The organism is Serratia sp. (in: enterobacteria), from assembly GCF_046715635.1.
Lineage (GTDB): Bacteria > Pseudomonadota > Gammaproteobacteria > Enterobacterales > Enterobacteriaceae > Chania.
Genome location: NZ_JBKJYW010000547.1, coordinates 1 through 25,844, shown reverse-complemented (window position 1 = coordinate 25,844; position 25,844 = coordinate 1). Strand labels below are relative to the sequence as shown.

At 52.4% G+C, this 25,844-nt stretch carries 20 protein-coding genes and 1 pseudogene; 15 read left to right on the top strand and 6 right to left on the bottom strand.

What is annotated here, in order from left to right; all coding sequences use genetic code 11:
* The 4 genes from ACLQ7H_RS28460 to ACLQ7H_RS28445 all read left to right on the top strand — a co-directional run.
* The coding region (locus ACLQ7H_RS28460; protein WP_411755571.1) for a YncE family protein at positions 1-726 on the top strand (726 nt) is incomplete at its 5' end.
* 596 nt (positions 727-1,322) lie between these two features.
* Entirely contained in the window at positions 1,323-1,826 is a 504-nt protein-coding gene (locus ACLQ7H_RS28455) for a hypothetical protein (RefSeq protein WP_411755570.1), read from the top strand.
* 108 nt (positions 1,827-1,934) lie between these two features.
* Positions 1,935-4,034 (top strand): fimbria/pilus outer membrane usher protein, encoded by a 2,100-nt coding sequence (locus ACLQ7H_RS28450; RefSeq protein ID WP_411755569.1) that lies wholly within the window; start codon positions 1,935-1,937, stop codon positions 4,032-4,034.
* A 212-nt stretch (positions 4,035-4,246) separates the two neighbouring features.
* Positions 4,247-5,011, top strand: a complete 765-nt coding sequence (locus tag ACLQ7H_RS28445) for an HNH endonuclease (protein WP_411755568.1) — start codon at positions 4,247-4,249, stop codon at positions 5,009-5,011.
* 99 nt (positions 5,012-5,110) lie between these two features.
* On the opposite strand, the gene ACLQ7H_RS28440 is transcribed toward ACLQ7H_RS28445, so the two are convergent.
* On the bottom strand, positions 5,111-5,905 hold the full coding sequence (locus ACLQ7H_RS28440) for a DNA polymerase beta superfamily protein (RefSeq protein ID WP_411755567.1): 795 nt from the start codon (positions 5,903-5,905) through the stop codon (positions 5,111-5,113).
* Positions 5,906-5,907: 2 nt separating this feature from the next.
* On the bottom strand, positions 5,908-7,143 hold the full coding sequence (locus ACLQ7H_RS28435) for an RtcB family protein (protein ID WP_411755566.1): 1,236 nt from the start codon (positions 7,141-7,143) through the stop codon (positions 5,908-5,910).
* A gap of 189 nt (positions 7,144-7,332) precedes the next feature.
* Here ACLQ7H_RS28435 and rtcR point away from each other — a divergent pair, with 189 nt between their 5' ends.
* From rtcR to ACLQ7H_RS28385, 10 genes are all read left to right on the top strand, one after another.
* Positions 7,333-8,904 (top strand): RNA repair transcriptional activator RtcR, encoded by a 1,572-nt coding sequence (gene rtcR / locus ACLQ7H_RS28430; RefSeq protein WP_411755565.1) that lies wholly within the window; start codon positions 7,333-7,335, stop codon positions 8,902-8,904.
* Between the two features lie 90 nt (positions 8,905-8,994).
* The gene (gene idi, locus ACLQ7H_RS28425) at positions 8,995-9,543 is read left to right on the top strand and encodes an isopentenyl-diphosphate Delta-isomerase (RefSeq protein ID WP_411755564.1); all 549 of its coding nucleotides are present in this window, start codon (positions 8,995-8,997) and stop codon (positions 9,541-9,543) included.
* Positions 9,544-9,764: 221 nt separating this feature from the next.
* Positions 9,765-11,918 carry a carbon starvation CstA family protein gene (locus ACLQ7H_RS28420; protein ID WP_411755563.1) on the top strand — a complete coding sequence of 718 codons (2,154 nt, stop codon included), beginning with the start codon at positions 9,765-9,767 and terminating at the stop codon, positions 11,916-11,918.
* Positions 11,919-12,043: 125 nt separating this feature from the next.
* Positions 12,044-12,247, top strand: coding sequence for a YbdD/YjiX family protein (locus ACLQ7H_RS28415; RefSeq protein ID WP_021179159.1), 204 nt, complete (start codon positions 12,044-12,046; stop codon positions 12,245-12,247).
* 23 nt (positions 12,248-12,270) lie between these two features.
* On the top strand, positions 12,271-13,233 hold the full coding sequence (gene yjiA, locus ACLQ7H_RS28410; protein ID WP_411755562.1) for a GTPase: 963 nt from the start codon (positions 12,271-12,273) through the stop codon (positions 13,231-13,233).
* 545 nt (positions 13,234-13,778) lie between these two features.
* Positions 13,779-14,873 (top strand): NapC/NirT family cytochrome c, encoded by a 1,095-nt coding sequence (locus ACLQ7H_RS28405; RefSeq protein ID WP_411755561.1) that lies wholly within the window; start codon positions 13,779-13,781, stop codon positions 14,871-14,873.
* A 23-nt stretch (positions 14,874-14,896) separates the two neighbouring features.
* The gene (locus tag ACLQ7H_RS28400; protein WP_411755560.1) at positions 14,897-17,341 is read left to right on the top strand and encodes a trimethylamine-N-oxide reductase 2; all 2,445 of its coding nucleotides are present in this window, start codon (positions 14,897-14,899) and stop codon (positions 17,339-17,341) included.
* A gap of 156 nt (positions 17,342-17,497) precedes the next feature.
* Complete coding sequence (locus ACLQ7H_RS28395) at positions 17,498-18,733, top strand: lysozyme inhibitor LprI family protein (RefSeq protein WP_411755559.1); 1,236 nt, start codon at positions 17,498-17,500, stop codon at positions 18,731-18,733.
* Between the two features lie 84 nt (positions 18,734-18,817).
* Positions 18,818-19,255: an STM0539 family protein gene (locus ACLQ7H_RS28390; protein ID WP_411755558.1), complete on the top strand. Its 438-nt coding sequence runs from the start codon at positions 18,818-18,820 to the stop codon at positions 19,253-19,255.
* 11 nt (positions 19,256-19,266) lie between these two features.
* Positions 19,267-20,085 (top strand): DUF2145 domain-containing protein, encoded by an 819-nt coding sequence (locus ACLQ7H_RS28385; protein ID WP_411755572.1) that lies wholly within the window; start codon positions 19,267-19,269, stop codon positions 20,083-20,085.
* Between the two features lie 14 nt (positions 20,086-20,099).
* Here ACLQ7H_RS28385 and ACLQ7H_RS28380 read toward each other — a convergent pair whose 3' ends face one another.
* The 3 genes from ACLQ7H_RS28380 to ACLQ7H_RS28370 are packed head-to-tail and all read right to left on the bottom strand — an operon-like array spanning position 20,100 to position 23,748.
* Complete coding sequence (locus ACLQ7H_RS28380) at positions 20,100-21,284, bottom strand: amidohydrolase (protein WP_411755557.1); 1,185 nt, start codon at positions 21,282-21,284, stop codon at positions 20,100-20,102.
* The gene (locus ACLQ7H_RS28375; protein ID WP_411755556.1) at positions 21,277-22,524 is read right to left on the bottom strand and encodes a Zn-dependent hydrolase; all 1,248 of its coding nucleotides are present in this window, start codon (positions 22,522-22,524) and stop codon (positions 21,277-21,279) included. Before ACLQ7H_RS28375 ends, ACLQ7H_RS28380 begins: the two co-directional genes overlap by 8 nt.
* Before the next feature lie 3 nt (positions 22,525-22,527).
* Positions 22,528-23,748: a hypothetical protein gene (locus tag ACLQ7H_RS28370; protein ID WP_411755555.1), complete on the bottom strand. Its 1,221-nt coding sequence runs from the start codon at positions 23,746-23,748 to the stop codon at positions 22,528-22,530.
* Between the two features lie 445 nt (positions 23,749-24,193).
* Here ACLQ7H_RS28370 and ACLQ7H_RS28365 point away from each other — a divergent pair, with 445 nt between their 5' ends.
* Positions 24,194-25,507: an NAD(P)/FAD-dependent oxidoreductase gene (locus tag ACLQ7H_RS28365; RefSeq protein WP_411755554.1), complete on the top strand. Its 1,314-nt coding sequence runs from the start codon at positions 24,194-24,196 to the stop codon at positions 25,505-25,507.
* 188 nt (positions 25,508-25,695) lie between these two features.
* On the opposite strand, the pseudogene ACLQ7H_RS28360 reads toward ACLQ7H_RS28365, so the two are convergent.
* Positions 25,696-25,844: pseudogene (locus ACLQ7H_RS28360) on the bottom strand (IS4 family transposase); the annotation flags it as partial.

Sequence of the window (25,844 nt, the reverse complement as noted above, 5' to 3'; positions counted from 1 at the left end):
CTGACCGCTATCGACGGCAAAACCGGCGAAGTGAAAGGCCGCCTGGTACTGGATGCTCGTAAGCGCTCTGATACCGTGAAACCATTGGCCCCACGCGAGCTGGTGGCAGATGCGACAACGGACACCGTCTATATCACCGGCCTGGGCGAGTCCAGCGTGGTTTGGGTAGTGGATGGCAAGGATCTGACCCTGCGCACCACCATCACCGAAACCGGTAAATACGGCACCGGTCTGGCGCTGGATGCCGCGGCAAGCCGCCTGTACGTCACCAATGCCGAAGGCGAACTGGTGACTATCGATACCAAAACCAACAAGGTGCTGTCACGTAAGAAGCTGGATGAGTCGAAGGAGCACTTCTTCCTGAATATCAGCCTGGATCCGGCAAACCATCGTGCGTTTATTACCGACTCCAAACAGCCGCAGGTGCTGGTTGTTGATACCAACAACGGTAATATTCTGCAGAAGATCGACGTACCGGAATCCCTGGCCGTGTTGTTTAACCCGGCGCGCAATGAAGTGTACGTTACTCATCGCAAAGAAGGCACCGTGAGCGTAATCGATGCCAAGAGCTACAAGCTGTTGGAAACCATCAAGACGCCAACGCATCCGAACAGCCTGGCACTGTCACCCGAGGGTAAGACGCTGTACGTGAGCGTGAAACAGGCTTCAAGCCGTGAAAAAGAAGCGACCGATGCGGATGATGTGATCCGTATTGCGTTGAAATAAAACCGCAAGGGGTGCATGGCATCGCACCCCTTGATTGCATGAAATTTAATCCATAAATCAGGCAGCAGAGAGGAGCAATGAGAATGTGACTGGCGGAAAAATCAACCCGACCCGGTAAAAATAACCACCAACGACCAAGGATAGCCATCAAGACTACCAACCTAGGCTTCCCGATATGGCACCACAGATTGACCATCCCTCATCAATAATAGGTAAAGCCTAGCTCCCCTACAGCAAAGTTATATACTTACCCACGCCTCCTCCTCATGACATGGCAATATATTTTCGACCCAGCAACCAGTGAAAAATATTGTAATGGCCACTATTAATATCCCATTATTTTATAAAATTTAAAAATACGGCAAACATCTCTTCCACTGATACGAGCGAAATTAAAATACCACGATAAATTACAATAAGATACGTAAAGTAAATGCTTTTTTTTACAGATCTTTCCCATGCAAAATATCTATATATTTCAATGAATTAAACAACATGCGAACGATTGATATCGATGGATCTTTTCGCTATTCTTTCCACGTCACAGAAACGTGACCATTAAGGAATCAGTCTCTATTATCTTAAGGAAGCAAATTTTGAAAATGAAAAATATTAGTGCTATCACTTTTGCACTCAGCGCATTTCTTTTAGCCTCTAACAGCTTTGCTGGTGGAATAAATACCAAAGAAAAAGATCTGCGTGCCCGTGTAATCCATTGCACCAGCGACATTCAAAACCCTAATAGCAAAACATCCATTAACGGAAAAACACCGTTTGATGTTTCGTATGGCTTCTTAGGGGGAGTCTATAAATACTGTAGTTCAGCGGCTAACAATACAAGAAAAATGATTACCCCTGGGTTTAATCAACAGGAGCGCTGGGAAGAACAGTACTGGGAAGCATTTAATAAATATATGGCAATGACTTCCCAAGAAATGCATAAACCTGCGGGAATGGCGGTATGGAATAAAATGAGAGACTTACTTTCCCCTAATAAACTTGATGGCCGCCACGCACAATCTAAACTCATTGTCTATCGCCAAATGATGAATGAATTGGACAAACTGGACGCCCTATTACCTTCTATTGAAGGTCTGTAATTCCCCACCCCTATAGTACTCTTTATCAACAGTACTGGCACTATGATAACGCCAGTACTTTTTTGTGCGTAATGATGGGAAGTCATTGCGCAGGTTTTCCTGATTTTTATGAGAAAAATAATTGCTCTACTTTTTATAAGCTTTTCTATGTCAAAAACGACTTATGCCAAAGAGAACTTCTGGGTATCAGTGGGCGAACGCGATGTGGGAAATGTCGCCTTAGAACTAAATAATAAAGGTTTCCCCTGCTTCAATAAAGAGCAACTTCTGCAATGGGAGATTATTGCCCAACAGGATCTTGAGCAGGCAAATAGCACTGACTGTCTCACCGCAAAGGATCTTTATCCGTTAAATATCGCCGTTAGTGTGATTGACCACATAAACATCCTGATATTCTCATATATGGAATCCACTGAGGTGTCTGTAGATCCCCGCCTGGCGATTGACAAACGAGATACGGGTATACCGGCTTTACTTTTAAATTACGATATAAACTACAAAAAGTATGCCGGCCTTCGTTATGCCAGAAAAAAAACCAAAAACAACTTGGTGGCGGAGGTTCACTCTGGAATAAACTACCGGCAATGGCGGTTAAGAGCAAAACAGTTCTATAACAATGAAGACCAGCAACAGCCTACGATAAAGCTCAGAGAAATACATGCTGAAAAAGACATACCTGAATTGAATTCGCGGTTACATATTGGCGATGGATACAGTTCGCCTTTTTATCTTTCCGGTTTTCCCTACCGGGGAGTACGATTATCATCAGACGATGGCATGTTTCCACTCGCTCATGGGCCTATACTCCCTTGGGTTTATGGCGTGGCAAATAGTGATGCTGAGGTAGAAATCCTGCAAAATGGTAGCACGGTTCATCGTACTATGGTCACGCCCGGTGAATTTTTCCTGAGGAATATAAAACTGTTTGATAAATCAGGTGCGATTACCATGATCGTAAAAGAAAGTGACGGTAGCACCACCTATTATGATGTTCCCTGGAGCCAGTTAGACAGTATCTTTGATAAAAGTGCCTGGCGTTACGATCTGTCTCTCGGCCACTTTATGGATTACGATGCTGTAGACATGATGACCAAGCCTTTATTTCTTCAGGGAGGAGGCGGATACGGCATATCGAAAAACAGCTCATTACATGGTGGGATATTGCTCTCCCAGGGGTATTTCAACAGTTCAGTCGGCATTGGGAAAAGACTCAACCAATACGGTGACATTGTGGTCAACTACCAGAGTAGCCAAGTAAAATCACCAGAAAACAAAAATATAAAAGGAGACAAAATCCGATTACAGTATGCGGCCAACATTAACCAAATTAACACCAGCATCATGCTAAACGGTGACTATTACCCAACCCCCAACTTCAATGACTTTAACAGTTTTTCCTATGGTAAAGATTCATATTATTTTTGTTGCGAATATTATGCCAAGAAGTATGGATTCAATTTTTCCATTAACTCATCTTTAAATTCTTCGCAAAATTTACGCGTTAACATAAACCAAGAAAAATATAAAAAAGATCAGGGTATGAGAACCTTATACTCAATGCAATTCATGCAAACCTCACCCACCATTTCCTTTGATGTGGACTTATCTTATTACCAATATAAAACGCAAAAAAATGAAACACAATTTGGCATTACGTTCCGAATACCACTTAAAAAAATCGGCATTGACAACACCAGCTTGAACATGGGTTATTCTTATGACCACTATAACTTATACCAGAGTGATGTAGGTTTCAGCGGCAGGCAATTCGACAACAATTTGAACTATCGAGTATCAGCTAAACATGGGAAAAATACCGGCATGAATTATAGCGGGAATGCCAATTATCGCTATGATTCCGGAGAGTCCGCAGTACGCTACCAGTCAGGAAAAGATTATAGCCTTTACTCCGTTCAAACAGCTGGCTCGATAATCGCACATCGCAACGGCATCACTTTGGGTCAGACATTGGGAGGCACTAATGCATTGGTATATAGCCGCAAGCATCCAAACACCGCTATTCCAGAACAGGTTAATGTGATCACCGACCGAAATGGTTACGCGATTATTACCGATCTGAAACCCTATCGGGTCAACACCCTACGAGACGATTTTTCTCAGGAAGTCATTTTCTTTGACGAACCGGATAATAGCGTCAGCAAAGTCCCCACCTTAGGGGCACTGTCATACTATGAACTGGTCAATTAACCACGATATCGCCATAAGATAGCGGCTATGGTTTTTTGCCTTATCAACGCCAGGTGGTGCTTCTCACCGTGCCACACCGGCGTGGTGGTCGGGTTAGGGGCGCTGCATGCAGCGCCCATTCCTATTATCAATGAAGGTAGGCAATAACCGACGTGCCTGGCATAGTAACTTCCTCAACTAACGCGATTAAGTAATGCCACGACGAGGCCCTGATGGCTGCCGTAAATCTCTGGACACGGGAACAGCTGCTGGTAGCTTTTACGCTATACAGCCAAATCCCTTTTGGTAAATTGCACGCCAACAACCCCGATATTATCCATTATGCTGGGTTAATTGGCCGTACACCTTCCGCATTGGCAATGAAGCTGGTGAACATCGCCAGTCTGGATCCGTTTATCGTTAACTCTGGCCGTCGTGGACTGACAGGGGCATCCAAAGCCGATCAGGCACTGTGGCAGGAAATGAACCTCGACAGTAAAACCTTTGAACGGCAGTGCCAATTGGCGATGACACAGTTGGAACCACCAGTCACGGCATTGCATGACAGCGGCATGGAAGACTTTAGTGGCAGAGAAAGAACCACCATTATCAATGCACGTGTTGGCCAGCAGTTGTTCCGTAAACGGGTGCTGGATGCTTATGAAAATCGCTGTTGTCTGACCGAATTAGAAGAGCCGATGTTGCTGGTCGCCAGCCATATCCGCCCGTGGAAGCATTCCGTTGAACATCAGCTCAACCCTAGCAACGGCTTATGTCTGTCCAACCTGCACGATAAAGCGTTCGATCGCGGGCTAATCACCTTTAATGAACACCTTGAATTGGTGCTTTCACCGCGCCTTAAACAACTGAATAGTGCCATCAGCGAAGAGAACTTTGCCAAATATGAAGGCCGCAAGCTGAGGCCGTCAGTAGATTTCCCTGCGGATGCCAGCCAGTTGGCCTATCATCGGCAGAATATTTTTATCGGTAAAAACTGAAACGTTAAGCGGGCGCAGCATGCGGCGCCCCTACGGTCGAACCTGTGTGGTCCTTACTAGCCTTGGTATTACCGGGGAGCCTTCCTTCTCCCCGGTTGATTACACCATCACCGTGCGATAAAGCAATTCATCCAGCGATCTGTCGCTGCGGGCCGGGCTGTCGGGCAAAGCTTCCTGCCGGGCATCCGCCGTCAGTTCCTGCGCGATATACGCGTGGATCCTTTCTCTACGTGGGCCGTATTCCGCCTCGCCTGCGCGCCGTTTGGCTGCCAGTAATTCATGGATTTCCGCCAACAGCAGCGGATCCTCCACCGTGCCTGCCAGCAACTGGTCAAAACGCATCGGTGGTACGCCCTTGCCCGCTTCTATCCAGCGCACCGCCAGCAACGGACGCAGCACGTAGAAATATTTCTTCAGCCGTACCTGCTCACCCTGCAGATAACCACGGAAGTTTTTCCTGGCCATCGACAGATAGTGCCAACGCGCCCGCTGCGCAGAGAACCACTCTGGCACTACACCTCGTAACGCCGCGACGCTCTCAGGGGCTTCCTGATACACCACCGGTGAATCCAGCCACTCGATCAACGTCGGGTTGGCCCGCTTCAACAAGCCGAGCGCTTTACGCCACTCCCAACCGCAGACATCCAGCTCATGATCGATTGGCAGCTCTATCACATCCCTCTGCGCTTCTACCCGCAGATACCATTCTGGTGGGTGAACATACAAAAAGCGCACATCATAATCGCTGTCTGGCGAGGCAAACCCCCAACCACGGCTGCCAGATTCGCAGGCATAAAGCACACGCACGTTGTAACGCTTTTCCACCTCGCCCATCACCTGCCGGACTCTTTCCTGCATGGCGCTGTCCACGCCGTTTAATTGCTGTTCCATCATCTTTATCCTTTTACACATACCACCTGCCGCAGGGTATGAACGATTTCCACCAGTGAAGACTGTGCCGCCATCACCGCATCGATATCTTTATAAGCCATGGGGATCTCATCGATCACCTCGCTGTCCTTACGGCATTCCACATGTTCGGTGGCCCGGATCTGGTCGGCCACGGTGAAGCGTTTTTTCGCCGCCGTACGGCTCATGGTGCGGCCCGCGCCATGGCTGCAAGAGCAGAAGCTCTCCTCGTTACCCAATCCTCGCACAATGAAGCTTTTCGCCCCCATCGAACCGGGGATGATACCCATCTGCCCTTTCTGCGCAGACACGGCACCTTTACGCGTCACCAGCACCGGCTCACCAAAGTGCGTCTCACGTTGCACATAGTTATGGTGGCAGTTCACGGCCTCTTGCTGGGTGGTGAACGGTTTGGTCACGATACGCGACAGCGCCGCCAGCACGTGCTCCATCATCACTTCCCGGTTATGACGGGCAAAATCCTGCGCCCAACCCACGGCTTCCATATAATCGTCAAAATGCAGGCTGCCTTCCTCAAAATAGGCCAGATTGCGATCCGGCAGGTTAGCGATATGTTGCTGCATATCTTGCTGGGCCAACGCAATAAACAGTGAACCGATGGCATTACCTACCCCACGGGAACCGCTATGCAACATCACCCACACCTGCTGCGTTTCATCCAGGCAAACCTCGATAAAGTGGTTACCCGTTCCCAACGTTCCCAAATGCTGATAGTTATTGGTGTTACGCAACCGCGGGTATTTATCGATCAGGCGGTTAAAGCGCGGAGCCAGCTCGGCCCAGTGGCGATCGACCGTTTGCGGCGGAGTGGTCCAACTCCCTTTATCTCTTTTCGAACGGGTTGAGCTACGCCCATGCGGCACCGCCTGTTCGATAGCGCTACGCAACCCGGCCAGGCTATCCGGCAGATCGGCGGCCACCAGCGAAGTACGCACCGCAATCATGCCGCAACCAATATCCACGCCTACGGCTGCGGGGATAATCGCGCCACGGGTAGGAATAACGCTACCAATGGTGGAACCTTTCCCCAAATGCACATCCGGCATCACTGCCAGGTGTTTAAAAATAAACGGCATTTTGGCCGTATTGAGCAGTTGCTCACGCGCTTCTGGCTCAACGGGCACGCCCTGTGTCCACATCTTGATCGGTGCGCTGTTAACCAGTGCCATCAATTCATAGTTATTGTTTTTTGTGTAAGTCATTTTTTAGTCATCCTTTTTCTATTGACGCTGTAGATATAGCGAAAGGCGTGCCAATTTTTATAAAAACACCCATTAAAAATACAATATATTGATATTTAACCAGTAAATAATTATTCATCGACTACTGGCGATGATACTAACAAGCCGGTATTTTATCTTTCAGGATAGTTATTTATCGCAAAGGATAATATGAAACGCAGAGTGGTAATCGGGGTGCTGGGCACCAAGCTGGATAAACGTGGCAAACGGGAAAACCGCTGGAGCAAGTGGCGGCCAACGGTGGGGCTGTGCCAGCAACCCGACCTGCCGATCGATCGCCTGGAGCTGCTGCATCAGCCACGCGATAAAGGCATGGCACAGCAGGTGGCGGAAGATATCGTGGCGGTTTCGCCAGCCACTCAGGTGGTATTACAGGAAGTGGCACTTAAAGATCCCTGGGATTTAGAAGAGGTGTACAGCGCCTTTCTGGATTTCGCCAGCCGCTATCCGTTTGATACCGAGAATGAAGACTATCTGGTGCATATCACCACCGGCACCCACGTAGTACAAATCTGCTGGTTCCTGCTGACGGAAGCGCGCTACTTGCCTGCCCAACTGCTGCAAACCGCGCCCGGTGACAAAGCCGCTCGCCCATCCCCTCAAGGGATCTACTCGGTGATCGATCTGGATCTCAGCCGCTATACCGCCCTCACCAGCCGTTTTCTGCATGAGCAACAGCGTTCGGTGTCGTTCCTCAAAGCCGGTATTGAAACGCGTAACGCCACCTTTAATTCCCTGATCGACCAGATCGAACGAGTGGCCCTGCGTTCCAATGCCCCCATGTTACTCACCGGCCCCACGGGAGCCGGTAAATCCTTTTTGGCCGAGCGTATCTACCAACTCCGGCATTCGCGCCATCTGGTGAAAGGCCGTTTTGTGGCAGTGAACTGTGCCACCCTACGCGGCGATAACGCCATGTCGACCCTGTTCGGCCATGTGAAAGGGGCGTTCACCGGTGCGTTGCAGGCACGGGCTGGCCTGCTGCGTGAAGCCGATGGCGGCATGTTGTTCCTTGATGAGATCGCCGAGCTGGGGCTAGACGAACAGGCGATGCTGCTGAAAGCTATCGAGGAAAAGACCTTCTTCCCCTTTGGTTCTGATAAAGAAGCCAGCAGTGATTTCCAACTGATTGCCGGTACCCACCGCGATATGCGCGACTGGATAGTTCAAGGCCGTTTCCGTGAGGATTTATACGCCCGTATCAATATGTGGACCTTTCCACTGCCCGGCCTGGCTGAGCGCCGCGAGGATATCGAACCGAACATCGATTACGAATTACAACGCTTTGCCCGCAGCAACCAGACGCAGGTCCGGTTCGACAAAGACGCCAGGCAGCGTTACCTGGCTTTTGCCCATTCCCCGCAGGCAGCCTGGCGCGGTAACTTCCGCGAGCTGGGTTCTTCCATTGCCCGCATGGCTACACTGGCGGAACAGGGCCGCATCAACCAGCCGTTAGTCGATGAGGAAATCACCCGGCTGAAATCCCATTGGCAGGGGAATACCACCGTGCAATTACCTGTCGAGTTGGCCGAAATCGATCTGTTTGATCAAAGCCAGTTGGCGACGGTGCTTAAAGTGTGTCGAGCTTCCAGGTCGCTTTCCGAAGCAGGTAGACAGCTGTTTGCCGTCTCGCGCCAGCAGAAAAAGCAGCCCAACGATGCCGACCGGCTGCGTAAGTACTTGGCGCGCTTTGGTTTGAGTTGGGAAGAGGTACGAAAATAGAAGGTGAATGGGCACAGCATGATGTGCCCCCTACATTGAGAGACGGGTGTTATAGTAATAGTCGTACATCGCGAATAAATTGGAATCTACATGACCCAGCAGCATGTCGTTTTACTTGATGAACAAGGTCAACCCACCGGCGTGATGGAAAAATATGCAGCCCACCAACGACAAACGCCCCTGCATCTGGCTTTCTCCTCGTGGATCTTCAATCCGCAAGGCGAGTTGCTGATCACCCGCCGAGCGCTGAGCAAAAAAGCCTGGCCCGGCGTTTGGACCAACTCGGTGTGTGGCCATCCGCAGTGGCAGGAGAGTATCGAACACGCCATCGAGCAACGCTGTCTGTATGAAGTGGGCCTGAGCGTAGAGCAGATCACCGCCGTTGCCCCCGACTTTCGTTACTGCGAGACAGACGCCTCCGGCATTATGGAAAACGAAATCTGCCCGGTTTACGCAGCATTGACTACGGGTGCCGTCGCAGCCAGAGCTGATGAAGTCATGGACTTCCACTGGGTTGATTTACCCGCCTTGTTCGCTGCGGTAACGGCAACCCCCTGGGCCTTCAGCCCTTGGATGGGGCAGCAGTTGGCGAGTGCCAAAACGGAGCAAAACCTGATCGCCTTCGCCACTCGCACTTAATCTCCCATAATCAGCGCCTAAACCACTCACCCCGCCATTGCAACCGTTCACCAGCGTATAAAACCGCTGGCTGAAATTCAGATGTCTTTCCCTATCCAGCCTGGCAATGATGAGCTGTTCCTAAACCTGACCCTAACCAGGGGAAGACGCTACAGCTAAATGTCCGACATCTAAGAATCGGATTTATCACTCAATTTTTGCAGATAGGAAAAGGATACCTCATGAAACGCGAGGGAATTTTAAAACACCTCCCATGGATGCTGCTGGGGATACTCGGGGCTTCCTGCCTGGGTGTCATCGCATTGCGCCGTGGCGAAAGCATTAGTGCACTTTGGATCATCGTTGCTTCGGTTGCGGTCTACCTGGTGGCTTATCGTTACTACAGCCTCTACATCGCCACCAAGGTGATGCAACTGGACGCCACCCGTGCCACACCGGCGGTGGTGAACAATGACGGCCTGAACTACGTCCCCACCAATAAAAACGTGCTGTTCGGCCACCACTTTGCGGCCATTGCCGGTGCGGGTCCGTTGGTTGGCCCTGTTCTGGCGGCACAGGTCGGCTATCTGCCCGGTACGCTGTGGCTGTTAGGCGGCGTGGTGTTGGCAGGGGCGGTACAGGACTTTATGGTGCTGTTTATCTCCTCGCGCCGTAACGGCGCCTCGCTGGGCGAGATCATCAAAAAGGAAATGGGCCCAATTCCTGGCACCATCGCGCTGTTTGGCTGCTTCCTGATCATGATCATCATCCTCGCGGTGCTGGCGCTGATCGTAGTGAAAGCCTTGGCCGAAAGTCCGTGGGGTGTGTTCACCGTCTGTTCCACTGTGCCAATCGCGCTGTTTATGGGCGTGTATATGCGCTTCCTGCGCCCTGGCAAAGTGGGTGAAGTGTCAATCATCGGTATTGTGCTGTTGATCGCCTCCATCTGGTTCGGCGGCGTGATTGCCCACGACCCATACTGGGGCCCGGCGCTGACCTTTAAAGACACCACCATCACCTATACGCTGATTGGTTATGCCTTCGTTTCTGCCCTGCTGCCGGTCTGGCTGATCCTGGCTCCGCGTGACTATCTGGCCACCTTCCTGAAAATCGGCGTGATCGTCGGGCTGGCGATCGGTATCGTGATCCTCAACCCAGAGCTGAAAATGCCTGCGGTTACGCAGTTTGTTGACGGCACCGGCCCGGTCTGGAAAGGCACCCTGTTCCCGTTCCTGTTTATTACCATTGCCTGTGGTGCCGTTTCTGGCTTCCACGCGCTGATCGCTTCAGGTACCACACCGAAACTGCTGGCCAACGAAATGGACTCCCGCTTTATCGGTTACGGCGCCATGCTGATGGAATCCTTCGTTGCCATTATGGCGCTGGTCGCGGCTTCTATCATCGAGCCTGGCCTGTACTTCGCCATGAACACCCCACCGGCGGCACTGGGTATCACCATGCCAGACCTGCACCGTCTGGGCACCGAAGATGCGCCGATGATCATGGCCTCTCTGCGTGATGTCTCCGCGCATGCTGCCGCAACCGTCAGTTCCTGGGGCTTTGTAATTACCCCAGAGCAGATCCTGCAAACGGCCAAAGACATCGGCGAACCTTCGGTACTGAACCGTGCCGGTGGCGCACCAACTCTGGCCGTCGGTATCGCTCACGTGTTCCACCAGGTCATCCCTGGCGCGAACATGGGCTTCTGGTATCACTTCGGTATTCTGTTCGAAGCGCTGTTCATCCTGACCGCTCTGGATGCAGGTACCCGTTCCGGTCGCTTTATGCTGCAAGACTTGTTGGGTAACTTCGTGCCGTTCCTGAAGAAAACCGATTCGCTGGTGGCCGGTATGGCCGGTACTGCGGGCTGCGTTGGCTTGTGGGGTTACCTGCTGTATCAAGGCGTGGTCGATCCGTTGGGCGGCGTCAAGAGCCTGTGGCCGCTGTTCGGCATCTCCAACCAGATGTTGGCTGCCGTAGCGCTGGTCCTGAGCACCGTAGTATTGATCAAGATGAAGCGCACCAAGTACATCTGGGTGACCGTGATCCCGGCCGTTTGGCTGCTGATCTGTACCACCTACGCGATTTGCCTGAAGCTGTTCAGCGACAATCCGCAGTTGGAAGGCTTCTTCTACCAGGCCAGCCTGTACAGAAACAAAATCGCCGAGGGCAGCGCTGAACTGACCGCACAGCAGGTTGCCAACATGAACCATATCGTGGTGAACAACTACACCAACGCCGGTTTGAGCATCCTGTTCCTGCTGGTGGTGTATAGCATCATCTTCTTCGGTATTAAAACCGCCATGGCGGCGCACAAAAACCCGAAACGCACCGATCAGGAAACGCCATACGTGCCGGTTCCTGAGGGTGGCGTCAAAGTTTCGTCGCACCACTGATGGTGATTTGATCGATACCCTGCATAATGATAGTAAGGGCACCCTGATACGGTGCCCGTTGTACCATTGTAGGGGCGCTGCACGCTGCGCCCGTTATGTAGGGTATTTTTCTTTGGAGCAAACCCATGTTCGGTAACCTCGGCCAGGCGGGTAAATATCTCGGGCAGGCTGCACGCATGTTAGTGGGCGTGCCTGACTACGATACCTACGTCCAGCATATGAAAGACAACCATCCGGACAAGCCGGTGATGACCTATAAAGAATTTTTCCGCGAACGCCAGGATGCCCGCTACGGTGGCGATGGCAAAGGCGGTATGCGCTGTTGCTAGTTAAGTGAGTAAAAGGACCAGGCATGAAACCCATTGCAGTCACCATCCTGACGGGCTTTTTGGGCGCGGGCAAAACCACCCTGCTGCGCCACATTCTGAATGAAAACCACGGTTACAAGATTGCCGTCATCGAGAACGAATTCGGTGAGGTGCCGATTGATAACGCGCTGATTGGCGACCGCGCCAGCCGTATCACCACCCTCAGCAACGGGTGTATCTGTTGCAGCAAATCCAACGAACTGGCAGACGCACTGCTGGATCTGCTGGACGGCGTCGATCAGGGGCAACTGGAGTTTGACCGGCTGATTATTGAATGCACCGGCATGGCCGATCCCGGCCCGATTACCCAGACCTTCTTCTCGCACGAAGTCATCGGCCAACGTTTCCTGCTGGACGGGATTATCACGCTGGTGGATGCGGTGCATGCCGATCAGCAGTTAAACCAGTTCACTATCTCGCAGGCCCAGGTGGGTTATGCCGATCGCATCCTGCTGACCAAGACCGACGTGGCAACGGATAACGAAGCGCTGATCCAGCGTTTGCAGCTGATGAACGCCCGCGCGCCGGTATATAAAGTGACGCACGGCGATATCGATCTCAGCGTGCTGTTTGATATCGAAGGCTTTGTGCTTAACGATAAGCTCAACGTGGCAACACCGAAACCGCTGTTCCGCCGTATCCCACAGGCGCAGAACAACATCCAGTCGATCGTGGTGTATCACGACCAGCCGCTGGAACTGATGCAGATTTCCGAGGTGATGGAAGGCTTATTGCTGAAGTTCGCCGATAACCTGCTGCGCTACAAAGGGATTTTGTCGATCAAAGACGAACCGCGCCGCTTGTTGTTCCAGGGCGTACAGCGTCTGTATAACGCCGACTGGGACCGTGAATGGTTACCGGAAGAAGAGCGCAAAAGCACGATGGTGTTTATCGGCATCGATTTGCCGGAAGATGAGATCCGCGCGGGGTTTGCTGCGCTGGGTTGAACGTTGGGGGGATGATGTTCCCCTTCAACTTTCCCGGTAAGTTATTGAGTGCTGTCGCCTGAAAAGAGGTCGCCGGTTTCCGTGCTGACCTCGTAGGTTGATACTGCCCCTGTGCGTCTATAAGCCGATAATGCTCCCAGCCCCCTATTTTTTACACTTACTTAAATGAGGCAGCATTATATTATTGCCGTAAAGGAAGCAATTCTAACGATCGTAAGATATCTTACGGCAGCAACTCACCATGCTGAAACGATGACCTCATTCAATTTCAGCATTATTCCGCCCGGCATGAATATAAAGATAAATTTATATTTAAACAGGTATTCCCATCGCCAAATAAAATTAACTTATCATTGCAGGCCCGCCCTCAATGGTTGAAAGCCTCGCAGGAACTTTCCGCGGGACTTAAATAATGTGCGCAAATCCTGATATTTGTAAAATTCAATCCTTTATTACTTATTAAATTGATGAATGTCAATTTTAACCCGAGATTGCTCACTTATTGTCTACCTATTATTTAGTATGTAAATACTAGGGAAAACAGGGTGAAAAAAATAAATAAAACCATCGCAATGATGATGGTGTTTGGCGCCATAGTGGGGGCCGTGCTCGTGTTCGCGGCGCAATGGTCGTTGCAGAAAACATCCAGTACTGAGTTCTGTCTGTCCTGCCACACCATGCAGGCCCCTTACGAAGAGTATACTGGCTCTGTTCACTTCCAAAACCAGAAAGGCATTCGTGCCGAATGTGCTGATTGCCACATTCCCCCCAGTGGCATGGACTACCTGCTGACCAAGCTCGTCGCCTCTAAAGATATCTACCATCAGTTTATCAGCAAAAAAATAGACACTCCGGAGAAATACGAGGATCACCGTCTGGCTATGGCGCAAACCGTGTGGGATCAGTTGAAAGCCAACGACTCCGCAACCTGCCGCAGTTGCCATAGCATCGATGCCATGATGCTGGACGCACAAAGTGCCGAAGCCAAAAAAATGCATGAGATGGGCATTAAAGAGCAGCAGACCTGTATCGATTGCCACAAAGGGATAGCGCACTTCCCGCCGGAAATCAAAATGGATGATAGCGCGTTGGCGGCTCTGGAAGCACAGGCAGCAGCCGTGCCTGCATCAACCCGCGAGCTTTACGTGGTGCGCAATGCCAGTCTGGGCGACCTGGGCACGCTTTATCCCGCCACTCAGATGCAGATAATCAGCAGCAATGGGGACACGCGCCAAGTCGAGATTCGGGGCAGTCAGATGCAGGGAACAGAACAGATTATCTACTATGCGGCAGGCCAGCGCATGGTACTCGCGTCACTCAGTGAGAAAGGTGTGCAAGCCGTCAAGGCAATCACCGAGTGGCAGCAGGACGACTACGGCAATCTATGGCGTGATGTCACTCTGCAAGGGGAGTGGCGCGCACCGGCTCTCGCCGCTCGTGAGCCGCTCTGGGAATACGCCCGTAAGCTCGACAACGTTTACTGTGCTGGCTGCCATGCCCCAATCCCGGCTCACCACTTTACTCTCAATGCCTGGCCTTCAGTGGCAAAAGGCATGGGAGCACGTACCAATATCGATGATAGCGAACTGGATATTCTGACCCGTTACTTCCAATACAACGCAAAAGACATAAAAAAATGAATGCCATTTGACCAGGAGGAATCATGAATTTTTCAAGACGTAACTTTATCAAAACGGCTGGGGTGACAACCGGAACCCTGGCCCTTTCATCATCACTTCCCCTACCTGCCTGGGCGGACGGCCCAAAAGGAGAAGGTATACTGACCGCCTCTCGTTGGGGAGCGCTGTACGTTGAAGTGAAAGACGGGAAAGTCGTCGCCTCGAAAGGCGCGCTCCCCAAAACCGTGCCTAACTCGCTGCAACAAACCGCCCCGGATCAAGTCCACACCAAAGCCCGTATCAAATATCCCATGGTGCGCAAAAGCTACCTGGAAAACCCAGGGAAAGCCGACAACAAGCGCGGCAGCGATCCGTTTGTGCGCGTGAGTTGGGAACAGGCATTGAAACTGATCCACGAGCAGCACAGCCGCATCCGCAGCCAGTACGGTCCTTCATCCATTTTCGCGGGCTCTTACGGTTGGCGTTCAAGTGGCATTCTGCATAAGGCGCAAACGCTGCTCCAGCGCTACATGAGTATGGCGGGAGGCTACGCTGGCCATACCGGTGATTACTCTACGGCCGCAGCCCAGGTGATCATGCCGTATGTGGTCGGTTCTGTTGAAGTCTATGAGCAACAAACAACCTGGCCGATGGTATTGGAACACAGTCAAGTCGTGGTGCTCTGGGGGATGAACCCGATCAATACATTGAAAATCGCCTGGAGCAGTAGTGATGAACAAGGGCTGGAATATTTTCACTTATTGAAGAAGTCTGGAAAAAGCGTCATTGCAGTCGATCCGATGCGCTCGGAAACCATTGAGTTCTTCGGTGACAATGCCACTTGGATAGCCCCCAATATGGGCACTGACGTGGCAATGATGCTTGGTATTGCCCACACTCTGGTCAAAAAAGATCTGCACGATAAAACCTTTCTGGAGAAATACACCACCGGCTATCCTCAGTTCGAAGAATACCTGCTGGGCAAAAACGACAATAAGGAGAAAACGGCAGCCTGGGCCGCTGAAATCAGTGGCGTACCCGCAGAGCAAATCGAAAAACTGGCGGAAATCTTTGCTGGCAATAAAACCATGCTCATGGGGGGATGGGGTATCCAACGCCAGCAATACGGTGAACAGAGACACTGGATGCTGGTGACCCTGGCGGCCATGCTTGGGCAGATTGGTACTCAAGGCGGCGGTTTTGGTTTCTCCTATCACTATTCTAACGGCGGTAACCCAACGCGTGTCGGCGGCGTTCTGCCAGCAATTTCCGCGCAGGTGGCGGGGGGCTCCTCCGAAGGTAACGACTGGGCGGTATCTGATGCAGTGGTCAGTATTCCCGTTGCGCGTATTGTCGAAGCGTTGGAGAATCCGGGGGGGAAATACCCGCATAATGGTAAAGAACAAACCTTCCCGGATATCAAGATGATCTGGTGGGCTGGCGGTGCCAACTTCACACACCATCAGGATACCAACCGCCTCATCAAGGCCTGGCAAAAGCCAGAGTTGATCGTGATTTCTGAATGTTATTGGACGGCAGCGGCTAAACATGCGGATATCGTCCTGCCAATCACCACTTCATTCGAACGCAATGACCTGACCATGACCGGTGACTACAGTAACCAGCACCTGGTGCCGATGAAGCAGGTGATTGAACCGCAGTTTGAATCACGTAATGACTTTGATGTGTTCGCCGATCTGGCGGAAATGCTTAAGCCTGGCGGAAAAGCCGTTTACACCGAAGGTAAGGACGAGTTGGGATGGTTGAAACAGTTTTATGATGTTGCTCAAAAAGCAGCCCGAGCCCAGCGCGTGGCCATGCCGGCGTTCAACACTTTTTGGCAGCAGAACAAGCTGATTGAAATGCGCCAAAATGAGAAGAATGACAAGTATGTTCGCTATGCAGATTTCCGCAACGATCCGGTGATGAATCCTCTGGGTACACCTAGCGGCAAGATCGAGATCTACTCAAAAACCATCGAAGGATATCAGTATAAGGACTGCCCGCCACATGCATCGTGGCTCGAACCGGATGAGTGGAAAGGCTCCGCCAATAAAGATCAGCTGCAGTTACTGACGGCGCATCCGGCCCATCGCCTGCACAGCCAGCTCAACTATGCCGAGCTACGTAAACAATACGCCGTGGCCGATCGCGAGCCCGTCACCATTCATCCGGATGACGCTAAAGCCAGAGGTATCGCCGATGGTGACTTGGTGCGGGTATGGAACGATCGCGGGCAGGTGTTGGTCGGGGCGCTGGTCAGCGACGGGATCAAACCAGGCGTGATCTGTATCCATGAAGGGGCCTGGCCAGATTTGGAGAACGGCATCTGCAAGAACGGTGCGGCAAACGTGTTGACTGCCGATATACCGACATCCAGGTTGGCCAACGGTTGTGCGGGTAATTCCGCGTTGGTCTATGCCGAAAAATACCGGGGTGAAGTACCGAAACTGACCGCCTTTGACGAACCAGAGATCGTCTCAGCATAATCCCATAAAACCGTGACTTTCGTGGAGCCTCAGCAAGGGGCTCCACGTTGTGGTAATCCCCTTCCCTGGACCTCACGTTCCTGAGAGTCCACATGCTATTATTCTGAAGCAATAGACGGCACAAATCCTCCGTTCGGTGTAAAAAAGGAACTTAGCATGACCGCCAGATTTCAAATAACGACCTCGCCCCCCCCAACCTCAACCACCGCGAGTTATTCTCCCTTTTTGCGTCTTTTGTTGTGCCTGAGCCTGACTCTGGGGGCCAGCACCGCAGCGCACGCCGCCTCTTTCGACTGTGCCAAAGCCACCAGCAATGTCGAGCATAGCATCTGCAATAACCCAGATCTGAGCAGCCTTGACGGACAACTGAGCGAAAATTACCAGTCGGCGATGGCAAACCTGGCAGGAGATCAGGCCGACGCATTACGCACCGAGCAGCGTAGCTGGTTGAAGCAGCGGGATACCTGCAACGGTCAGGAAAGCTGCCTGAGCGATTTATTGAGCCAACGCGCCGCCCAGTTGCAGAACACCGCCAAGCAAGGCGCCTCGGCGCTAGATAACCTTATCGCCAGTATTCCGGCAGACCCAGCCGCTGCGGCGCAACAGTTACAACAGTATCGCGGCCCATTGCCCTCTGCGTGGCTGATCTACCTGCATCAGTTTGTACCTGCCAGCAAGGTCACTGATGCCGAGGTAGCAACCAGGCATCAAAGCGTGATCAAGGCGATGAACGACGACGCATTCTCCCAGTCAGTGTTACATTATATCGAGAACAATCCCAAGACCGGCCCTGATGTCTCTGTTTTAACGCTCTTACGCATGACCATTGAGCGAGCCGGATACGAAAACGCCGATGGCCGCCCCTATGTGCATTGCTTCATCTTCAAGCAGCAGGGCTCAGCGGCTTATGAAGCCTTTGGGGCATTATATGGATCATCGCGTGATTCACAGGCCCCCATTTGCTCACCTCAGGGCGACCTGTTTGAACGGCCAGCCTGGCAGCAACTTACTAAGTTAATAGAACCGATGATTGGCAAGGCCAGTGAAAACTCCGGTACCATCCGCTTTGCCAGCTATGCCGATTGGGCTATGTTCCGCCTGCACGCCACCGTCTCACCCGAGGATTTTCTCAAGCCAAGTCAGCGCACGCCAGCCACGGACGATCCTGCACAGCTAATCCGCAGCTGGTCTGATGATAAGGTTTGGCCGCAAGCACAACGCGAGCAGCTGCTTGTCGCCATTGAACCGGCACGTCTGGCGACCATGGGCTGGTTGCAAACCGAGAAGCATTTCTCGGCTAGCGATGCGGCCAAAGCCGCCGATGCGATAGTGAACACCTGGCTTCGTGACAGAATAGACTTTATTGGCGAAATGAGCGGGCCAGTAGACTGATCTTGTTTACTCCCTGCTCCGGCGTTAATCTCGCCGGAGCAAAGTTGCAATATATGCCGTTAACCCGGCCGAAAAGGATTTCAAATGAAAAAATTACTGCGTTCTACCCTGCTGGTTTCGACACTGCTGCCCTTCCTGAGCCACGCCGAACTTTCCAACGGTCAGTCTATGGTACTTTCTGCCGGTGTAGTCAGCCTCGGCAGTTCCATGTTGGTGAGCGGCTTGATTCTCTCCCCTATTTTATTGCCCGCAAACTTGATCATGCGCTCGGTAGAAAAGAATAAAAAAGCGAAGACGGCGACGCTGACCACCAAAACGCCAGATGGCAAAGAGGTCAAACTCCAAGTACCGGAAAAAGTGGCGGATGAGGCCAAAATACAGCCTGGCGATAAGCTGACATTGGAAAAAGCGCCCGAAGGAACCGGGGCTTTGTTGAAAAAAGACGGCAAGGTGATCTCCCATATGTTGTATCAGGGCGACGCCGGTCTTTCGCAGAACCAAATGCTGCCAACCACCAAATGAAGCGCTTGGCACTGCGTGGATTGGTGTTACTGGCGTTCAGCGCTGCCCTCCTTTCACCCGCACAGGCACAAAGCACCCATTGCAACGCGCAAACCCCGGCGGCGCAGGACGTCGCCAGCACCATGGCCAGCGCCCAAGCGTTAAAAGATCTGCTGAACCAGCGGGAGGATAGCGTGGTGGTGTTGGCGCGCCAAGGGCAGAAGATGGACCGTCATCATTTGAGTTATTCTCACGCCGCGTGGGCGGTGCGCCAACCCAATGGCCATTGGCAGATCTACCACAACCTCAACGAATGCGGCACAGCACACTCATCACTGTATGTCCAAGGGCTGTATGAGTTTTTATCCGACGGGTTGGTGAGAAAAGAGATTGCCCTACTTCGCCCAACGGTTGCGTTGCAGGAACGTTTGCTAAAGGTGCTGGCGAACACCCAGCGTCTCAATTTACTGCATAGCAGCCGTTATAACCTCGCCGCCTACCCGTTCAGCGGGGCGTATCAGAACTCCAACGGCTGGCTGCTGGAGGTCTTCGCCTTGGCAAATGAACCGAATGTCTGGTCACGTAACGATGCCCGTGGCTGGCTTAAGGCCCAGCATTATCAACCTTCTGAACTAGACGTCGGCTTTGCGCAAAGAACCGCTGCCAACCTGTTTACCAGCAATATTTCCACCTCGGATCAACCAGTATCACTGCTCGATCGCGGCAAAATTCAGCTCAACAGCGGGGATAGCGTGATCCGATTTATTGCCCGTTACAGCCAGCCGATAACCGATTGCAGCCATCAGGGCTGGGGTGAAACCGTTTGTATATTTTCCCCTCCCATAAAATGAGAGAGGGAACGGAATTAGAACGCATCCTGCTGCAAATAGCTCCAGGCATACTGCGCATACAGCTCCGCGCCGGTCGCCATCACGTCCTCATCGATATTGAAGCAACCGTGGTGGTGCGCCCAGTCGGTGCCTTTCTCCGCATTGCCGCAACCTAACAGGGCAAAGCAGCCAGGGATATTTTCAATAAAGAAGCTGAAATCCTCACCGCCGGTCGTCGGTTTTTCAGCAAACAGCACCTCGTCACCAAAGGCCGAACGCACCACCGATTGAGCCAGCAACGCGCTACGCTCCTCGTTGATTACCGGCAAGGTGCCGTAGGTGTATTCCACCTGCGCCGTCGCGCCGTAAATGGCCGCAGTATGCTCAGCGTAACGCTCAATCGCCGCCTTGATACGCTCACGTGCCTCAACGTTAAAGCAGCGCACCGTGCCGTCCAGCACCGCATTTTCGGCAATCACGTTAAACCGGGTGCCCACTTCCATTTTGCCAATGGTAACCACCGCCGATTCCAGCGGAGAGGTTTCACGGGAAACGATCGCCTGCACGTTCATCACGAAAGCCGAAGCAACGACCGCAGCATCCACACAGGCCTCTGGCATTGAACCGTGGCCGCCACGCCCTTTGAACTTCACCTTCAGCAAATCGGCAGAAGCAAAAGTGGAACCGACATTACAAGACACCTTGCCCGATGGGCTGGTGGTCCAGATATGCATACCAAACGCGTTATCCACACCCTCGATTGCGCCCTGTTTCACCATCTCACGTGCGCCCTGGGCAATCTCTTCGGCAGGTTGGAAAATCAACCGCACGTTGCCACGCAGGCTCTCCCGGTTTTCGTACAACGCTTTCGCCGCCGTCAACAGCATGGCGGTGTGGGCATCGTGCCCGCAGGCGTGCATTTTGCCGTCGGTTTGCGATTTATAACTTAATGAGTCGTTGAGTTCCTGCACCGGCAACGCATCCATATCGGCGCGTAAGGCCACGGTCTTGCCAGGCTGCCCACCCGTAATCTCGGCAATCACGCCCGTTGGCGTCGTCAGACGATAAGGGATACCAATCGCCTCCAGCGCTTGCGCCACCTTCTGGGTGGTACGCACCTCTTCCCAAGGCAGTTCCGGGTGAGCATGCAGATCGCGACGGAATGCAATCATCGCCTCCACGTGGGCTTTAATGGATTGCGCGATAGCTTGATTAGTCATAACTGCTTGCCTCTGTGATCTCTTTTACCGTGTTAAAAATAACGTCGATGCCTTTCTTAATTTGCTCATAGTCGGTCCACTCGTCGGGGTGATGGCTCAGGCCGTCCTTGCTGGGTACAAACACCAGCCCCACATCGGTGATCCCGGCAAAAATCATCGCATCATGCCCGGCTCCGCTGACCATGGTCCGGTGGCTCAGGCCCAGCGCTTCGCTGTGTTTTTGTAGCTGGCGGTGGATACCGCTGTGCAGGCGCGTCGGCTCTACCAGCAACGGTTGTTCAATCTGGCAGGCGATCCCCGCCCCGGCCTGCTGTTGGATACAGGCTTTGGTTTGCTCGACTACCTGCTGCAGCTTATCCAACCGCTTGGAGCGGATATCGACGGTGAAAATCACCTTGCTCGGTATCACGTTCGCCCCGTTAGGGAACACCTGAATTTTCCCCGTCGTGGCAACCGTTTCATCACCGGCCTCGCGGGCAAAATCGCCAACACGAGCGATCACCTGGCTGGCGGCCACCAGCGCATCGTGGCGGCGATCCATCGGCGTGGTGCCCGCATGCCCGGCCTTACCGGTGATGGTGACGACCAGTTGGGTGATACCGACGATCACATCTACCAGGCCAACGTCTAACCCTTCCTGTTCCAGCACCGGCCCTTGCTCAATATGCAGCTCGATAAACGCCTTGAGGGTTTGCGGCTCCCGCACCACGCTGGCCACCCGATCGGCATCAAAACCCACCTGTGCCATGCATTGTGCTGCCGATTGCCCCTGGCTATCGCGCAGACGGTGCAGCTCTTCGGCATCCACCTTACCTGCAATCGCACAGGAAGCCAGCAGGCCACGGCCAAAGCTGGCCCCTTCCTCTTCCACCAGCGCCACCACTTCTAGCGGGTAACGCGGCAATAACCGATGTTCCTGGAACAGCTTGGCCACTTCCAACCCCATCACCACTCCGGCAGGGCCGTCGAAAGCACCGCCGTTAGGCACCGAGTCAAAGTGGGAGCCGATCATCACGCTCGGCAATGCCGGATCCTGCGCCTGACTCTTACCGAAGATATTGCCGATGGCGTCCTCACGTACGCTGAGGCCCGCCGCCTCCATCTGCGCCTTGATATAAGCCCGCGCCTGTTGGCCTTGTGGGCTGTAGCTCATACGCGTCGTGCCTTCGCCCGGCGTAGCCGTAAACTCGGCCAGTTGTTCCAGATGCTGCTGAATACGCAGCTGATTTGCATAGCTCATGACTTATCCTGCGATTGGGATGATGTAACCGACCATAATGCCCGCCAGCACCACGGAAACCATCGTCACGGAAATAAACCCGCCGACCAGCATCGGTGCCAACATATGGTGCGTCAGGATCTCACGCTCTTTTTCGTCTTTGGTCAGCGCAGTTATCGCTTCGTTGGTGATGATATAATCCGCCGGGAAGCCATACATCGCCGTCAGGGAGATCGCGAAGGCCATCTCCATGCTGACGCCAAGGAATTTACCCACGATCCACGAGACGATAAACATACCTACCACTGCAACGGCGATCAGCACTACCATCGGGAACACCAAGCGCAACAGCATTTCCGGCGTCGCTCTATTCAGGGTGTCAAAGATGAACAGCATCAGCCCCATCACCGCAAACCCGAAGCCGTTGGCTTTTTGCAGCGGTTGTTTTTCCAGGAAACCGATCGTGGCGGCCACTACGCCAAACAGCAAGCACAGCACGAATGGGCTGATGGTGACCACCGGAGCCAGCAGGTCTGATACCAGATAAGCCAGATAGCCCACCAGCGCCAGGCGCAGAAACTTGAAGTAGCTGGTGTTGTAATGGGCCGGGATCAGGCCAAACAGGCGCGGCATTTGTTCTTCCGCACTAACCGTGGTTGGCATTTTATCGGCTGGCAATTGCGCGGCAGATTCGTGCCATTCGCCATTACGATATTTTTGCAGCACGCGTTTGCCTTCCCGCTGCAGCATGATGGCGGTTAACGGATAACCGGCAAACCCTTGCATTACATAGATCAGGATAGCGAATACCGAGAGATCGACCAGGCCCGCGCTGGCTGCCCCCTTCGACATAATCAACGCCGAAACGATGCCGCCGACCAATGGCGGAATGGTCACGATGGCGGTATTCATATCAAACATCAGCATACAGGTCGCAAACACGGCGGCAATAATGCCCGCGATCCCCGCCAGCGAGATCACAATGGTTTTCCATTGCCGGATCAGCTCAGGCACCGAGAGCAGCGTCCCCATGTTAGTGATCAGCAGATACATCAGCATCACCGCTACCGCTGGTGTGATACCGGCCAGGCTGACGATATCCTGCGGGAAAAACGTCCAGTAACCAAACAGGAACAGCACCGCACAGACAAATACAGAAGGGATCCAGGCTTTGGTGCGCACGGATACCACATCTCCCAGGTATAAAATCACCATTACAATCAAAAGCGCTAACATCTGTGACATAGAATATTTCCGTTCTTATATTTTTTAGAAATCCGTTTAGGATAGTTAAATCCACTAAGTGACAATGATAATGCAGTTAACAACTCTGTCATTTTGGACGGAAATGGCCAGTTTTCAGAAGAAAAGCTCAGAAAATGGGTCATTCTTACCCATTCCGATACTAAACAGCTATGGCTGGGGAATAAAGGAAAAAATCAGAAATAAAGCTGCTGAGTGGTCTTAATTTCGATGATAGAGGATCGCCCAGGTTACCCTGCCCGGCCAATTGACCAAATGCGGCAATGCAATGAGGTGTCTCAATGCTTAACGGTTGCTTATAAATAACTGACCGTCAATAAATTGGGGTAAATGAGCAACGGCTGAATCTGCTGGTTCAACCTGGCTAAATGTTTTATAACCCTATTTAGTGACCTCAGTGGCAAACATTTTAAAAAGGACCTTTAGTTTGAAATACGCATCGGTACCGTTAAATCAAAACCAAAATGGTTGGTTAAAACCTGACCTGCGTCCCACCGTTTACCCCACGCTGATCGGCGATACCGAGGCCGACTGGGTGGTGGTGGGCTGCGGCTTCGCCGGGATTTCCTTCGCCAGAAGGCTGGCCAACCACGATCCTAAACTGAAGATCATCATCGTTGATTCGGCCTGTGCGGCAGAAAGTTCTTCGGCCAGAAATTCAGGGTTTATTATCGGGTTACCTCATAATATCGGCAGTTCTACGGCGGAGCTGAAAAAAGCCCAGTCGTATCGCTCTTTATTACAAGAAGGGATCAATCAATTAACCCAGCAAATTGAGCAACAGGGGATCGAATGCGAATGGGAGAATGCCGGTAAATATCACTGCCAGGTTGACGCCACCAATCAGCGGGTACTCAAAGAATACACTGACAATCTCGATACCATGAACGAACCTTATCAAATAATGGATAAGGAGGCGCTGTATCGAAAATTGGGCACGCGTTTTTATAATAAGGGCATCTATACCCCCAGTTCGATCCTGGTTAATCCTGCCAGCCTGATCGTTGGCCTGGCAAATAATCTGCCAGACAACGTGACGATGTATAACCATACCCCGGTGATGGCGATCCGGCACGGTAGCGTGACGCAGGTGGTCACCCCCTTCGGTACGATTAGAACGGCCAACGTGATGTTAGCCACCAACGCCCTCTCCAGAGAGCTGGCTCCTGTCACCAGCCAGCAGGCGGCAATGGCCACCTTTGCCAGCATAACCGCGCCATTAACCACAGAGCAACGCCAAAAGCTGCCAACCATGAGCAGTTGGGGCCTAACGCCGGTCAACGCGATCGCTGGGGCGACGGTGCGCTATACCCAGGATCACCGTTTCCTGATCCGCCAACATGTTACGCCAGCCTTGAACGGCCGGATCACCGCCGCACAGACCTATCAGGCAACCCTGTTACATCAGCAGATTTTCAACAAGATTTACCCACAGTTGAAGGATGTACCGCTGACCAGTACCTGGTCTGGCACCATCAGCGTCACCCGTAATGGCGCGCCGGTATGGGGCGAGTTGAAGAAAGGCATTTATACCGCCGGGGGCTGTAACGGCGCAGGCGTGTCCAAGCAAACCATTGCCGGGACGTTATTGGCAGACTATGCGCTGGGGATCGACCATCCGCTGATTGGTGCGATGCAGGAACTCGGTAAGGCAAATTACCTGCCGCCCTCTCCGGTGCTGGATATTGCGATTGGCGTTTCTTTGATGAAAGAGCGGTATCTGGGGCGTAAGGAAGTCTAACTTTGGTGCGGGTTTTGTTGATTGCCCCTCACCCTAACCCTCTCCCAAAAGGAGAGGGAACCGATCGAGTATCTCTTAAATTGTAGTTATTCACCTTGGATGAGGAGGTGAACAAGTTTGCTGAGATGGCTTTTTTACTTCCAAAAGAGCAGGGGCTATCAGCTCCCTCCCAAAAGGCTGTCTCTTGATCAGATCTCCTGATCAAGAGACTTCGCCAGTTTGTAACCTTCGACGATGTCTTGGAGTTTAAACCACGCTTCCCACATCACTACCCATCCTGCTCGTCCCGTCCGCTTACTGTCATACCAACGTCCCAGTTTTGCTAGATTCAGATAGG

What these genes read in the sequence shown, in the direction of transcription:
- ACLQ7H_RS28450 (WP_411755569.1), top strand. Translation starts at nt 1,935, where the DNA reads ATGAGAAAAATAATTGCTCTACTTTTTATAAGCTTTTCTATGTCAAAA.
- ACLQ7H_RS28445 (WP_411755568.1), top strand. Translation starts at nt 4,247, where the DNA reads ATGGCTGCCGTAAATCTCTGGACACGGGAACAGCTGCTGGTAGCTTTT.
- ACLQ7H_RS28440 (WP_411755567.1), bottom strand. Translation starts at nt 5,905, where the DNA reads ATGATGGAACAGCAATTAAACGGCGTGGACAGCGCCATGCAGGAAAGA.
- ACLQ7H_RS28435 (WP_411755566.1), bottom strand. Translation starts at nt 7,143, where the DNA reads ATGACTTACACAAAAAACAATAACTATGAATTGATGGCACTGGTTAAC.
- rtcR (WP_411755565.1), top strand. Translation starts at nt 7,333, where the DNA reads ATGAAACGCAGAGTGGTAATCGGGGTGCTGGGCACCAAGCTGGATAAA.
- idi (WP_411755564.1), top strand. Translation starts at nt 8,995, where the DNA reads ATGACCCAGCAGCATGTCGTTTTACTTGATGAACAAGGTCAACCCACC.
- ACLQ7H_RS28420 (WP_411755563.1), top strand. Translation starts at nt 9,765, where the DNA reads ATGAAACGCGAGGGAATTTTAAAACACCTCCCATGGATGCTGCTGGGG.
- ACLQ7H_RS28415 (WP_021179159.1), top strand. Translation starts at nt 12,044, where the DNA reads ATGTTCGGTAACCTCGGCCAGGCGGGTAAATATCTCGGGCAGGCTGCA.
- yjiA (WP_411755562.1), top strand. Translation starts at nt 12,271, where the DNA reads ATGAAACCCATTGCAGTCACCATCCTGACGGGCTTTTTGGGCGCGGGC.
- ACLQ7H_RS28400 (WP_411755560.1), top strand. Translation starts at nt 14,897, where the DNA reads ATGAATTTTTCAAGACGTAACTTTATCAAAACGGCTGGGGTGACAACC.
- ACLQ7H_RS28395 (WP_411755559.1), top strand. Translation starts at nt 17,498, where the DNA reads ATGACCGCCAGATTTCAAATAACGACCTCGCCCCCCCCAACCTCAACC.
- ACLQ7H_RS28390 (WP_411755558.1), top strand. Translation starts at nt 18,818, where the DNA reads ATGAAAAAATTACTGCGTTCTACCCTGCTGGTTTCGACACTGCTGCCC.
- ACLQ7H_RS28380 (WP_411755557.1), bottom strand. Translation starts at nt 21,284, where the DNA reads ATGACTAATCAAGCTATCGCGCAATCCATTAAAGCCCACGTGGAGGCG.
- ACLQ7H_RS28375 (WP_411755556.1), bottom strand. Translation starts at nt 22,524, where the DNA reads ATGAGCTATGCAAATCAGCTGCGTATTCAGCAGCATCTGGAACAACTG.
- ACLQ7H_RS28370 (WP_411755555.1), bottom strand. Translation starts at nt 23,748, where the DNA reads ATGTCACAGATGTTAGCGCTTTTGATTGTAATGGTGATTTTATACCTG.